The sequence below is a fragment of the Streptomyces sp. 142MFCol3.1 genome (assembly GCF_000424945.1).
GTDB lineage: Bacteria > Actinomycetota > Actinomycetes > Streptomycetales > Streptomycetaceae > Streptomyces > Streptomyces siamensis.
The window spans coordinates 165552-179089 of sequence record NZ_AUKV01000009.1; the positions used below are offsets into that span (position 1 = coordinate 165552).

Here is a 13538-nt window from a genome sequence, read left to right on the forward strand (position 1 = left end):
AAGTCCCACTCCTGTCCGTCCAGGACGCGGCTGACGGCCTTCCGGTCAGGCCTGAAGACAACTCTCGCTCAGTCGTGACCGATCCCTGTGCCCACCACTTCTGTCCGCTTCACGCCATGCAGTGCTGGGACCGATGAATACGCGCCCGGGTTGACGCCTCCCGTCAGGGCGGGCAGGCCGTATGGCCGTCGCGTCGGTCCGGCGTTGCGGGGAGAGCCCCACGTCGTGCGTGCTTATGCGCGGAAGGTGCGGCGATACGTGTCCGGCGGGACGCCCACGGTGCGGTTGAAGTGGCGGCGCAGGGTCGTGGCGGTGCCCATGCCTGTCGCTTCCGCGATGGTGTCGATGCCGTCGTCACTGATCTCCAGCAGTTCCTGTGCGCGGCGGAGCCGCTGGGTCAGCAGCCACTGGAGCGGGGTGGTGCCGGTGACCGACTTGAAGTGGCGGCCCAGATGGCGGGAGCTCATGCGTGCCTGGCGGGCAAGGTCCTCGACGGTCAGAGGCCGGTCCAGGCGGGCCAGGACCCAGGGGAAGAGATCGGCGAGCGGGTGGTTCGCGGGAGAGGGCACGGGGGTGGTGACGTACTGGGACTGCCCGCCGTCCCGGTGCGGCGGGACGACCAGGCGCCGGGCCACGGCGTTGGCCACGGACGAGCCATGGTCGAGGCGGACGATGTGCAGGCACAGATCCATGGCGGCTGCCTTGCCCGCGGAGGTGAGGACGCTGCCGTTGTCCAGGTACAGGACGTCGGGGTCGACGTCCACATTCGGGTAGCGGGCAGCCAGTTCCCGCGTGTGTGCCCAGTGCGTCGTCGCGCGCCTCCCGTCGAGCAGACCGGCGGCTGCGAGCACGAACGCGCCCGTGCACAACGACGCCACGCGCGCGCCGGCTTCATGGGCCTCCCGTACGGCATCGACCAGTTCGGTGGGTGGGTCGACGTCGATGTCGGACCAGCCCGGGACGATGACGGTGTCGGCGTGCCGCAGGCGATCCAGCCCGTGATCCGGTGAGAGGCGGAAGTTGCCGATCCGTACGCCCTCGGGTCCGCACACGGCGACCTCGTACCAGGGGACCTTCACAGCGTCCGCGGGCGGGCCGAAGACCTCGTACGCGAGGGACAGTTCGAAATGGAGCATTCCGTCGGTGACGGCGATCGCGACAGTGGCCATGTCCGGAATTGTATGGTGCAGGTCGTTCCGGACACTGGTTTCCGGGTTGCCGGCTGGCGAGGATGAGTGCAGTTGATCGGTCCGGGAGCGAGGAGACGGGTTATGGGAACGGTGCGCAAGGTCGCGGTGTTCGGTGCGTACGGGCACACCGGGCGGTTCGTCGTGGCGGAGCTGCGTGAGCGCGGGTTCGTCCCGGTCCTCTCCGGCCGTGACAGGGTCAAGCTGGAGAAGTACGCCGTCGAGACGGGGCTGGAGATGCGGGCGGCGTCCATCGACGATTCGGACTCGCTCGACCGTGCGCTCGAGGGCACTGCCGCTGTCGTCAACTGCGCCGGCCCCTTCGCCTCGACCGCCGGCCCGGTGATCGAGGCCGCCCTGCGTGCCTCGATTCCGTACATCGACGTCGCCGCCGAGGTGGAGGCCAACCGTGACACGTTCGCCCACTTCGCAGGCCGTGCACGCGCCGCACGGACGGTGATCGTCCCCGCCATGGCCTTCTACGGCGGCCTCGGTGACCTGCTCGTCACCGCCGTCATGGGGGACTGGGCCACGGCGGACGAGGCACATGTCGCCTTCGGGCTCAACAGTTGGCACCCCACCGCCGGTACGCGTGCCTCGGGCGCCGTGTCGCACGAGCGGCGCGACGGCCGGCGCGTGCGCTACTCGCAGGGACGCCTGGAGTACCGCGACGACGCCCAGCCCATCCTGGAGTGGCCCTTCCCCGAACCGATGGGCCCGCGCCCGGTCATCGGCGAGTTCACGATGGCCGAAGTCATCACCGTGCCCAGCCACCTCGACATCGCCGAGGTGTGCACCTACATGACGACTGAGGCCGCCCGTGACCTGTCGAACCCCGAAACGCCGGCGCCGACGGCGGTCGACGCGAGCGGCCGCTCCGACCAGACGTTCGTCGTCGACGCCGTCGTACGCGCCGGCGGTGTCGAACGCCGCGCCGTAGCCACCGGGCAAGACATCTACGCGGTCACCGCACCGCTCGTCGGTGAAGCCGTCGACCGAGTCCTCAGCGGCCGGACCCGAGCCGTCGGGGTTGCGTCCGCGGGTGAGATCTTCGATGCGGTCGGCTTCCTCAAGGCGCTGGCCCCGCACATCAGCGTGCAACTGCCTGCACAGCGGGCAGCCGACGGCGTCCCATCCCGCCCCTGAACACACCACGCACACCGGGGGCTTGGCGATGACAGGAGCCGGACTCGCACCGATCACCGGCCTCGGTGCCGCGCCCCGACATCTCCGCCATGCCATCGGCGAAAGGCTGCAGATGAGTTCCTCGCGGCTTCGGGATCGGTGGCTGGCGACACGCACGGCGAAATGGCCGTGCGCCGCTGCACCAGTGGCCGCAGAGCAGCACGTGAGACCAGCCGTCCGGCAGCCGATGAGGCACTGATGCCACCGCCCCTTCGTTCATAACTCCGTCAGGGGACTCGCGGCCTCATGGATGTGCCGGTCGTAGCCCTCGTGAGTGGCCTTGGCCAACGGGCAGTCGGCATGCCGACGTCTCCCCGAACGCCCTGCCGCACCGGCCGCCCGGGCAGTAGAGTCCGTATGTGCGTTGATCTTCCGGGCGGCGGCCGCGCGCGGCCGCAGACAGTACAGGGCGCCTCTCGTGCAAGGGGCGGCCTCAGCAGGTAATCCTGTCGTCACCGCAGTGGAGATCCACACCATGACTGCTCAGCAGCCTCTCACTTACGACGCGCTCGTCGAACTAGCCACCGCAGATTCATCCGTCGTCGGGCTCGTCCTCAAAGGTTCCCGGGCTCACGACGGCATGATCACCCGGCACTCCGATCACGATCTTTACGTAGTTGTCGCCGATGACGCCACGACCGACCTCGCCCGGTTCGCGGGCCACCGCACCCCCGAGCTGGACCTCGTCGTCGTCTCTCTCACCGAGTTCCGTGCGGCCGGGATGCCCGGCTTCGAGCGCTACGCCCTCGCCCGCGCCCGGATCGTGCTCGACCGGCTCGACGGAGGCATCGCCCGGATCCTTGCCGACAAGGCACGTCTGGGAGCCGACGAGGCATTCCAGGACGCTCGCGGCTGGCTCGACGCCTACGCCAACTCGCTCTACCGCTCCGTCAAGAACCACCGGGACGGCCAGGCTCTCGCCGCTCTCCTCGACGCCGCCGACAGCATTCGGTTCCTGCTCGAACTGCTCTTCGCTCTCGACCGTCGCCCCCGCCCCTACAACAAATACCTGGCATGGGAGCTTGCCCGAAACCCGCTTCCGGGCTGGGACACCGACGTGTTGCTCCGCGACCTGGACCGGATCTCGGCAACAGGCGACGTATCTGTGCAGCGGCGCCTTTTCGCCCTTGCCGAGGCGGCGGCCCGAGAAGCCGGACATGGCGACGTACTGGATGCATGGGGCGAGGACCTGGACCTCATGCGATCGCAATAGGCAGACAGGGACTCCCTGGTTGGAGCCTGCCCTGCGCAGCCGCGCCGCGCACCTGCCCGGATGACCGTCCGAGTCGCGAAGATCGAGGCCGTGCGCAACGCTGATCAGGCGACCGCTCCTGTGGCGAGGTGCGGTGATGCCGAGGACAGGGAGATCTTGCGGTGGGCGAATGGCCCACGAGGTGTGCCAAGTGGCTGGGCTCGCCGCCCGTAGAGACTCTCTTCGAACGCGCTCACCCGTCCACGGTCGTGGGACTGCGGCCGGCGGACGGCCGCGAAGTCGTTGTCAATGCAAGGCCGTTCGAGCAACGAATGGCCGGCCGCCTGGAGGCGCAACGCGGCACGCACCAAGCCGGCTTCCCGTGTCCGCAGCCGCTGGTGGGGCCGGAGCCTCCTGGTGGCCGGGGGCCGTTGAGGGGTCTGGTCGGCACGGCCGAGGCACTGGTCCCCGACGGCACCGTGCTGCCGCCGCGTCCGGACGCGCCCGAACTGTTCGCGGCTGCGCTGGCCCGCCTGGTGACGGCAGCGCCGTCAGCTGCGGACGTGCCGCCGCTGCCTCCCGCGCCATCGTGGAACGGCTGGGACCATGCCGATCCGCGGCCCTGGCCGTGTCCGGACGACACGGACGTGGACCTCAACGATCGCCCCGGGCCCGGCCGGCCGGACGAGACGGCGCGCCGCGTGCGCACTCGGCTGCGGCGCGCCGCCCTGCCCGAGGTGATCGGCCACGGCGGCCGAACGGCCGTGCAGCCGCTCGGCCGGCCGAAGAAGCAGCCGAGCGGCTGCGCCGGGCCGACGCCTGAAAGGTATGGGCTGTGGCGCACCCGGCGGCGATGTTCGGCTGGGGTGTCATCGCTCGCCACGCTCGGGGCCGGCCGCCACGGACCGCCGGACAAGGAGCGGGCCAGGTCTCCTTGAGCGGGTCACGCCCGCACGTGGTTCAGCTCACGCTTTCGTGGACCGTTCAGCGTGTGGCGAGGAGTTCCAGGGTGTCGATGACGCGGTTCGAGAAGCCCCACTCGTTGTCGTACCAAGCGACGACCTTGACGTGTCGGCCCTCGACTCGGGTGAGGGGCGCGTCGAAGATCGACGAGGCGGGGTTGCCGACGATGTCGGAGGACACGAGGGCGTCGTCGGAGTACTCCAGGACGCCGGCCAGCGGGCCCTGCGCGGCGGTGCGGTAGGCGGCCAGCACGTCGTCGCGGGTCACATCGCGGGCGACCGTGGTGTTGAGCTCCACGATCGAGCCGACCGGCACCGGCACACGGATCGAGTCGCCCGACAGCTTGCCGTCGAGTCCGGGCAGTACGAGGCCGATCGCCTTGGCGGCGCCCGTCGTGGTCGGCACGATGTTGACGGCGGCGGCACGGGCGCGGCGGGCGTCGCGGTGCGGGCCGTCCTGCAGGTTCTGCTCCTGCGTGTAGGCGTGCACCGTGGTCATGAAGCCGTGCTCGATGCCGGCGAGGTCGTCGAGCACCGCGGCCAGCGGCGCGAGCGCGTTGGTCGTGCAGGAGGCGTTCGAGACGATCGTGTGCACGGCCGGGTCGTACGCGTCCGTGTTGACCCCGTACGCGAGCGTCACGTCGGCGCCGTCCGACGGGGCACTGACGAGCACCTTGCTCGCTCCCGCGTCCAGGTGGGCGCGGGCCGCCTTGGCCGACGTGAAGCGGCCGGTCGCCTCCAGCACGATGTCGACGCCGAGCTCGGCCCACGGCAGCTGGGCCGGATCCCGCTCGGCGAGCACCGTGATGCGCCGGCCGTCGACGACCAGGGTGTTCCCGTCGACGGTCACCGGCCGGCCGAGCCGTCCCGCGGTGGAGTCGTAGGCGAGGAGCCGCGCGAGGGTGGCGGGCTCGGTGAGGTCGTTGACGGCGACGATCTCGAGGCTGCTGTCGCGTTCCAGCAGGGCGCGCAGCACGTTGCGTCCGATGCGGCCGAATCCGTTGATGGCGATGCGAGTCATGTGGGGTGTCCCTTCGGTTCCCCACCAGCCTCGCGTGCGCGATCCGTCCGTGGCCGTGGCGAGAGCGCCATGGTTCGTAAGGATCGCGCCAAGCGCGGGACGGCTGGGCTACTCGCCTCGGGTGAAGGTGCGCCGGTACTCGCTCGGTGTGGTGCCGAGGATGCGCTGGAAGTGCAACCGCAGATTCGCGCCGGTGCCCAGACCGACGTCGTTGGCGATCTGCTCGATGCTGCGCTTCGAACGCTCGAGCAGTTCGCGGGCCAGGTCGATGCGGGCGCGCATGACCCACTGCATCGGCGTGTACCCGGTGTCTTCGGCGAAGCGGCGCGAGAACGTGCGCGGTGAGACCGCCGCGTGCTGGGCGAGGGATTCGAGGCTGAGTGGTTCGTCGAGTCGGTGCAGGGCCCATTCGCGGGTGGCGGCGAAACGTTCACCGAGCGGCTCGGGCACGCTGCGCGGCACGTACTGCGCCTGGCCGCCGCTGCGGTAGGGGGCCGCGACCAGGCGCCGGGCCGCGTGGTTCGACGCGGCCACCCCGAGGTCGCCGCGCAGGATGTGCAGACACAGGTCGATGCCCGAGGCGGCGCCGGCCGATGTCAGCACACTGCCCTCGTCGACGAACAGGACGTTCTCGTCGATCCGGATCAGCGGATGCTTCTGGGCGAGCGCATGCGTGTAGTGCCAGTGCGTCGTGGCGCGCTTGCCGTCGAGCAGGCCTGTCGCGGCGAGCGCGAAGGCGCCGGTCGAGATGGCGGCGAGCCGTGCACCTCGCTCGTGCGCGGAGATGAGCGCATCCACGACGGCCTGAGGCGGGTCGTCGCGGTCCGGGAACCGATAGCCGGGGATGAAGACGATGTCGGCCCACGCCAGCGCGTCGAGACCGTGGGCGACGTGGTAGGCCAGGCCGTCGCCGCCCGTCACCAGGCCGGGTGCCGCACCGCACACCCGCACCTCGTACGGCATGCTCGCCCGGGTCGTGAACACCTGAGCGGGGATGCCGACATCAAGCGGCTTCGCACCCGCGAGAACCAGAACGGCGACGCGACGCAGGCGGGAGGAGGACACGGTGAACAGGGTACGAGGTCACGCATCAGATGCCCGCCGACCATGGCCGGGCCCACGAAAACCCGTGCCCCCTCATCTGCCACCGCCAACTCGTCGGCTTGATGCGAGCCGGCAGGTCTTCCCAGGAAACGGTGTCGCCGCAGCGGGAACTGGGCCAATGCGGGGGTGGGAGCATGGGAAGACAGCGGATCAAGCCGGCTCCGGCGCCATCGACCACCACACGTGGCCGGCGTACTTGTGATGCACTGGTCGTCGCCGGGCCGGACGTCCTGGAGCAGCGTTCGCCGCGAGGGGTGCCGCGGTTGCGTTGGTCGGCCGGAAGCGGTCCAACGTCGGCGCGGCCGTGAAGCAGCTCGGCGCGCAGGGGACTCCGGTACGCGGCTTCGTGGCCGACGTGCGGGACACGGGATCGGACTCGGAAGTGCTCGAGGCGGTGAGCTCGTAGTGGGGCCCGGTCGACGTCCTGGTCTCCGGGACGGCAGTCAATTTCCCGGCCGAGGTCAAGGAGCTGTCGTCGAACGGCTTCAAGAAGGACGCGGGAAGACCGACTGGCACGCGGGAGGCCGGGTGCGGCCTGTGTGCGACTGACGCGCCTACAGGGTCGTAGGCGCGTCAGTCGCTTCTCGTCGTTCCCTCGACGCTCGACGTCAGCTCAGCGGTTCGATCCAGATGTTGCGGTAGCGCACCTTGTTGCCGTGGTCCTGGAGGCGGACGGCTCCGGCTGACAGTCCCTCCGACGCGCCTCCGCCGGTCGGACCGTTGATCGTGACGTCGTCGTGGACCTTCTTGCCGTTCCAGACGACGGTCACGCGAGCGTCAGCGGTCTTGGTGCCGTCGGCATCGAATCGTGCCGCGTGGAAGGTGATGTCGTAGGTCTGCCACGTTTGCGGGGCCGTTGCCGCGTTGACGTCCGGCGCCTTCTTCAGATAGATCGCTCCGGCTTCGTTCGTGTCGAGTGTCGTGTCACCGTAGGAGTCGAGGATCTGCAGTTCGTAGCGGTCCTGGAGGTAGACGCCGCTGTTGCCCCGGTCCTGGCCGGTCACGTCGTCCGGCAGGAGCGGGACGCGGAACTCCACGTGCAGCTTGAAGTCCTGGTAGGCGTCCTTGGTGCGGATGTCGCCGCAGCACACCTCCATGGACTGCTCGTCGGTCAGCGGCCATTGCACGGCCCGCCCGTTGGTGTGCTGCCACTGGCTCTGCGAGCCGGTGGAGCCGTCGAAGAGGGTGATCCGGGTGCCGTGCGGGCGCACGGTGATCAGGTCCAGATTCACGTGGCCGGCGTCGCCGGAGTCGAAGCGGTACGCGATGGTGTTCTTCCCCTTGCGGAGATCGATCCGCTCGGTCTGCGTCGACCAGGCGTCCCAGGTGCCGGTCGAGGCGAGCTTCGTCTGCCTCAGCTTCTGCCCATTGGCGTACAACGAGAGTGACTTGGTGCCCTGGTAGGGGTTGGGCCCGTTGGAGTAGCGCAGGTTCACGTCGTACTCGCCGGCCTCGGGCACGGTGACGTCGAAGGTCGTGGCGCCCTTGCCCTCGGTGTTGTAGCGATCGACGAAGCCGCTGCCGGAGTAGCCGGTGTGGTCGGTGTTGATGCCCGCCGTCCCGGTCAGCCGCGCCTCCTCGGCTTCATACAGTGTGGCGGGTGGCGGTTGCTTTCCCGGCAGGGCATTGAGGGTGTACCAGGCCTCCGTGCTCCACAGGGCCTCACCGGAGACGGATGCGAACGGGCGTGGGGAGCGGACGTGCACGACGCGGCCGGGCTTGAGGCCGTCGATCTGCAGATGGACCGTGCGTCCGTCGTCGGCGAGTGTTGCCGAGCGGACGCCGAGCCGCTCCTCTGCGATCTTCGGCCCTCCGTAGTCCGACGTGGGGGTGTAGCGCCACTGCTCGGCCTGGTAGCGGGAGGCCAGTTTCTCCGCGGTGGCCTGTGACAGCGCTTGGGTGTACTCCAGGTCGAAGCCGCCGTTCACGGCGCGCATTTCCTTGATGTCGAACGTGTTGCCGCCGTTGGGCGTCAGTTTCTGCAGGCCGAACTTCAGTTTCCCTTCCTGACCCCAGTTGCCGTCGGCGCCGAGCCCGCCCGCGTAGATGGCTCCGTCGGGGCCCATGGTGATGCGGTTGACGCCGGCTTCGAGTCCTTGCGTGTAGCGGAACACGGCGCCCTGGTACTGCCCCTTCACCTTTTCCAGGTAGGCGCGTTGGAGCCCGCCGTAGGTGACGTCACCGAAGAGCATTTGCCCGGCGTACCGGCCCTTGGCCAGGTAGAGCGGTGTGCTGGGGGAGTTGGCGATCTCGTTCTGCGGCAGCCACAGCACCGGCTGGGTGACGGAGCGGTCGTCGAAGGGGCCCTGGGGCTCGGTGTAGTGGTTGAAGAAGCGGTCCTGCTTGATGTGGACGAGCTTCGAGGCGGGGAGCCAGCCGCCTTGGTTGTCGGTGGTGAAGATGTCGCCACCGGGACCCCAGCCGATGCCGTTCGGGGTGCGCAGGCCGCCTGCGACCGGGTGGATGTCCCCTGTCTTCTTGTTGATCCTGTACGTGGTGCCACGGCCCGGGGCCGGCTGCGGAGTCGTGGTCGCCCCGCCGTAATTGATGGCGACGGAGAGGTTCACGTAGAAGTAGCCGTCACGGTAGAGCAGGCCGAAGGCGAACTCGTGGAAGTTGCCGCCGTAGGGCCATGTGGCGATCGTGCGGTACTCGTCGGCGACGAAGTCCCCGTTGCTGTCGACCAGCTGGGTCAGCTCGTGCTTCTGTGACACGTACAGCGAACCGTCGACGTACTTGATGCCCATCGGTTCACGCAGTCCGCTCGCCACCTGCTGCACGGTCACCTTGTCGCGACTCGTCTTTCCGGTGACGTGGTCCAGGAGGTACACCTCGCCCGCCGTGGTCTGGGAACCACCCCAGGTGGAGATCGCCAGGCGGCCGTCGGGCAGCCAGTCCATGCCGGTGACCTGAGGGTCGAAGCCGTCCGGGCGCAGGTCGGTGAGGTCGAGGTCGGGTCGTACCTCGGTCAGGGGCAGGCCGTCGCCGGGGCTGTCCGCCCCCGATTCGCACTCCTTGCGGCCGGGAGCGGTGACCCGGACGACTCCGCTGTCGGTGCTCAGCGCCTCGCTCGGCACGGTGGTGAAGCCGTCTGCGCCCGGCGGCTTCCAAGCGAGCGCCAGGCGCTGCTCGCCGCCGGCTTCGAAGTAGTCGATGCGGAAGGGGTGGGATCCGGCACCGAGTTGGACGGATCCGTCCTTTGGTTCGGCCGCGTGGAGTCCGTCGTGCTCGATGACTGTCCGGTCGTCGACGGTCAGCCGTGAGCCGTCATCGCTGGTGAGGCGGAAGTCGTACGTTCCGTCGCCGGGCACGACCAGGTAGCCGGAGGCCTCGGCCATGAAGTTGTCGGCGAAGCCGCCGAAGTCACCGGTTGTCGACCAGTCCACGGTCGGCATCAGCTTGTCGACGTTGGGTGTCTGGCCCGGCTTGAGCGTGCACAACTTGCTGAGCGGAACCTGGGTGTCGAAGACCCGCAGGGTCACTCCCGGTTCCTGGGGCGGGATGTCGGCGCCGGCTGCGGCGGTCGAAGGCGCTGCCCACACACCTCCGACAAGGAAGCTGCCCAGAAGCAGCGGAGCGAGCCGTCTTCGGGCACGTGAGAACAACCGTCGATGCATCGGACCTCCAGTCGGACCGGAGGCCGGCGGGTCGCACTCCGGTCGAGCTTTCCCTCCACGCGGGCGGCGCGCAGAGAGGGCGGTACTGGTGCGGTTGTGTCGATACGGTAGGGGCCTTTCGTGGAGCGCGTCCATACTTTGTCATCAGTGAGTTCAAAGTTCACCGCTGGCCGGCGGAAGCCGTGATGTGCGCCGCAGCAGCAACAGGGGAGGGGGCTTCGCCAAACCTCTCAACTGGCTTGAGTGCACGGGGTTCCCGACCGGCCCGACAGCCATCGGTGCGGTGAGCGCCGCCAGTGGAGCGCTGCCGGACAGGGAGAGGCGGGAACACGTCTGGCCCAGCTGTCGCTGGACCAGACGTGGGAAGAACCCCGGCCACCCGGAGCCGCTGACGGCCCGTTACGTCGCCGGACGGCTCTCCAACTCCCGCTGCCGGGCAGCCAGTGCCCGCGCCAGCATCTTCGCCCTGTAGGGGTTCGCCGCGCTGAGGGCCGTCGCCACCGTCACCGCCTCATCCAGCAGGGCCAGCCGTTGCTCCGGCAGGTCCCGCACCAGGGGCGAGGTGCTGGCCTCCACCAGGACGTACGCCAACTTCGATCCGTACACCTCCGGCTCGACCTGTGTGAGAAGGCGGTACACCCACAGCCCCTCCGCGCCGCGTACCACCCGTCGGTTGGCGCTGAGCAGCTTGACCCTCGCCAGCACGACCATGTCCTGATCCAACGATCCCCCTCTGTTCCCGTGCCCCCGACGCGCCCGTCGCACGACGAGACAGCACGGCGAACGCACCGGCAGCCGCGGACGGTTGCCGGCACGGACGCCGGAATGTGGATGACGACGAGTCTGCGGGCGGACCAACACCTGCGACAAGCCCGAACGGACGTGCTATCCGTCCTACCGAAACACCCGCCGAACAGGCATGATGGACCTGACATTCACTCCAGGCTCGGCCGGTGAACCACCCGACGCGCAGGGATCGCAACATCGGGGGTACGGCAGCAGCCGTGTCCGGGCCGATCCGGCCTGAGGGCACAGCGCACTCATCAGGCAACGTCGTATCGCACCAAGCGCGTCTCCACCTGGGCCGGTTGCGGCAGTGACTCCTCGAAGCACGTCGACCCAATTCTTATACCGGTATCAGCATCACGGTCGTGGTGCGGGCTCCTTGTGCGGCCTGGAGACGGGAACGGGTGTGCGGCGAACGGGTTGGGGCTCGCTCCTGCGTCGAACGTGCGGAGGCCGAGGCCTGGTGGAGGTGGCGGTCGCGGCGGGGTTTCCCGGGAAACCTTGCGCAAGATCGAAACGGCCCGCGCCCCGCCCCGGTACCTTTCACCATCGCGGGCCCGGTGCGCCGCGTCCCCCTCCGCCGGCCGTCTTCGCTCTCGACATGCGGCGCAGCAATGTCACAGGGGACGACGGCACATGGGCGGGTCTGTCCCTGGACATTCAGGACCGCCGCCGGCCAGGACTGTGCGTGCTCAGTGCCGGGCCCCGACTGCTGATCTCCCAGCAGTCGCGCCCCGTGCTGCTCGCCGAGGTCGACGAGCAATTCCAGGGCGTGGAGTTCTGGCGCACCGAGGAGTACCGCTCGTGCATTCCGCCGCTGCGCGCCGACGTGGCGCGTGCCCTGGCGGGCAGTGCGGAACGGTGGGCTCACCGCTTCGCGCAGTACCTCATCGACTCGTCGGGCAGCCCGTTGCACGAGGATCGATGGCTGCTCTCGGCCCAGAGCGCGCTCCGGCGGCGGCATCACACTGACGCTTCGCATGCCGAGTACTGGAGCTCGATGCTCGTGGAGGGCCATCCGGACGGATACATCGACTGGTTCGTCCACTCGGGCTCGTGGGAGGTCCTTCCGCTGCGGCCGATGCCCGATCCGGGCGGCAGTCGGGTGAAGGCGTACCGCAAGCAGGCCCGTGAAGGGGTCCTCCCACCCGTCCTGTTGTGGTGGGTCAGTGGCTTGGACTGCCACTTGATCCTGGACGGTCACGCACGGCTCGCCGCGGCGATCGCCGAGTCCGTGGAGCCTCCGCTGCTGCACCTGCACCGATCGGTGCCGCGTAATGACCTCGCCGTACGCGTCGATGACGCCGTCGGCTTGTACGAGCGCGAACTGGCCCGCTTCGCCGAACTCCGCGCCGTCCACGGCCCGGCCGTCCCGGACGGTGCCGCCATCGCCGGCGCGCAACTCGTCCGCCGCCTCCACGACCTGGATGCGGCGGCGCAGCTCACGTGGGCCTGGCCTCTGCCCGGCGGGCAGGCTCAGTGGCGTCGCATCGCAGGCGAGGTGACGTTCGGTCAGGACTGGTTCTGTGGCTGAGTCTTGGCGGATCCCTAGGTGGTGGGTGAGCGCGCAATTGCTGCGAGGCGATACGGCTGCTCAAGGGGTCCGTCGTCGGCCCCGCCACGTACTCGACGACCTGGTGCTGCGTCGGGCCCGCCTCGGTCGTGGCTTCCAGGGCGGGCGTGTGCTCGTAGGCCGGGCGACCTTTCGCTATAGCGTTCACCCTCAATTCATTGCAATGGAATCAAGGTCCGCTCGTTGCGTTAAAGTCAAGTCATCGCAACGATTATTCTTCTTCTGCCTGCGATTATGTCGACTCTGCTCGATTAATAGATTGCTGAAGGCGTGAATGCAACGTAGCGTTTCCTTCGCCGGAAACCCGCGTTCGAGGCCTCGTAGCCCGCGAAGCGCGCGTTTCGCGGGGTGGGCGATCAAAGGGGGCGGACCATGGACACAGTGCAGAGACGGCAGCCGGGGGAACCCGGCACCGTCACCGCCTTCGCACGCTTCGTGGTCTGCGGCGGTGGAGTGGGTATCGCCTCCAGCTTCGCTGTGGCGGCCCTCGCGTGCTGGATTCCCTGGGGCCTGGCCAATGCCCTGATCACCGTGGTCTCCACGCTCCTCGCCACCGAGCTGCACGCCCGCTTCACCTTCGGTGCGGGCGTAAGCGCAACCCGGCGCCAGCACGCGCAGTCCGCCGGGTCCGCGGCAGCCGCGTACGCGGTGACCTGCGTGGCGATATTCGTCCTGCAGCACCTCGTGGTGCAACCGGGCGCCGTGCTTGAGCAGGTCGTCTACTTGTCGGCCTCCGCGCTCGCCGGTGTCGCGCGGTTCGCGGTGCTGCGCCTCGTCGTCTTCGCGCGGAGCCGCTCGCAGGTCGCAGCCGGCGACCGCGGGGCGCGTCTCGTGCATGCCACTTTGGCGCGCGACGCGGCGCCCGCCGATCCAGTCGCGCTCTACCGCGCCGCCTGAACCTTCCGTCCGGG

Annotated in this window: 10 protein-coding genes; 5 read left to right on the forward strand and 5 right to left on the reverse strand. The window is 69.1% G+C overall.

Annotated elements, in window-relative coordinates; genetic code table 11:
- Window positions 1-233 precede the first annotated feature (233 nt).
- Window positions 234-1169 carry a helix-turn-helix domain-containing protein gene (locus tag H305_RS0115095; protein WP_028801117.1) on the reverse strand — a complete coding sequence of 312 codons (936 nt, stop codon included), beginning with the start codon at window positions 1167-1169 and terminating at the stop codon, window positions 234-236.
- Between the two features lie 102 nt (window positions 1170-1271).
- Between H305_RS0115095 and H305_RS45970 the strand changes: the two genes are divergently transcribed.
- The 3 genes from H305_RS45970 (at window position 1272) to H305_RS52400 (ending at window position 4502) form a co-directional block, all read left to right on the forward strand.
- Window positions 1272-2333, forward strand: a complete 1062-nt coding sequence (locus H305_RS45970; RefSeq protein ID WP_037763963.1) for a saccharopine dehydrogenase family protein — start codon at window positions 1272-1274, stop codon at window positions 2331-2333.
- 514 nt (window positions 2334-2847) lie between these two features.
- Complete coding sequence (locus tag H305_RS0115105; RefSeq protein WP_028801118.1) at window positions 2848-3585, forward strand: hypothetical protein; 738 nt, start codon at window positions 2848-2850, stop codon at window positions 3583-3585.
- A gap of 161 nt (window positions 3586-3746) precedes the next feature.
- Entirely contained in the window at window positions 3747-4502 is a 756-nt protein-coding gene (locus tag H305_RS52400; RefSeq protein ID WP_158690534.1) for a hypothetical protein, read from the forward strand.
- 46 nt (window positions 4503-4548) lie between these two features.
- Here the strand turns inward: H305_RS52400 and gap are convergent, their stop codons facing one another.
- The 4 genes from gap to H305_RS0115135 all read right to left on the reverse strand — a co-directional run bounded on the left by gap (window position 4549) and on the right by H305_RS0115135 (window position 10991).
- Complete coding sequence (gap, locus tag H305_RS0115115; protein WP_028801119.1) at window positions 4549-5547, reverse strand: type I glyceraldehyde-3-phosphate dehydrogenase; 999 nt, start codon at window positions 5545-5547, stop codon at window positions 4549-4551.
- Window positions 5548-5655: 108 nt separating this feature from the next.
- Window positions 5656-6612: a GlxA family transcriptional regulator gene (locus tag H305_RS0115120; RefSeq protein ID WP_028801120.1), complete on the reverse strand. Its 957-nt coding sequence runs from the start codon at window positions 6610-6612 to the stop codon at window positions 5656-5658.
- A gap of 647 nt (window positions 6613-7259) precedes the next feature.
- The gene (locus H305_RS0115130) at window positions 7260-10268 is read right to left on the reverse strand and encodes a family 16 glycoside hydrolase (protein ID WP_028801121.1); all 3009 of its coding nucleotides are present in this window, start codon (window positions 10266-10268) and stop codon (window positions 7260-7262) included.
- A gap of 399 nt (window positions 10269-10667) precedes the next feature.
- Entirely contained in the window at window positions 10668-10991 is a 324-nt protein-coding gene (locus H305_RS0115135; RefSeq protein WP_028801122.1) for a hypothetical protein, read from the reverse strand.
- 664 nt (window positions 10992-11655) lie between these two features.
- On the opposite strand from H305_RS0115135, the gene H305_RS0115140 reads away from it, so the two are divergent.
- Together H305_RS0115140 and H305_RS0115145 are read left to right on the forward strand one after the other, a co-directional pair.
- Window positions 11656-12588, forward strand: coding sequence for a hypothetical protein (locus tag H305_RS0115140; RefSeq protein ID WP_028801123.1), 933 nt, complete (start codon window positions 11656-11658; stop codon window positions 12586-12588).
- 411 nt (window positions 12589-12999) lie between these two features.
- Window positions 13000-13524, forward strand: coding sequence for a hypothetical protein (locus tag H305_RS0115145; RefSeq protein WP_037763966.1), 525 nt, complete (start codon window positions 13000-13002; stop codon window positions 13522-13524).
- Window positions 13525-13538 lie beyond the last annotated feature (14 nt).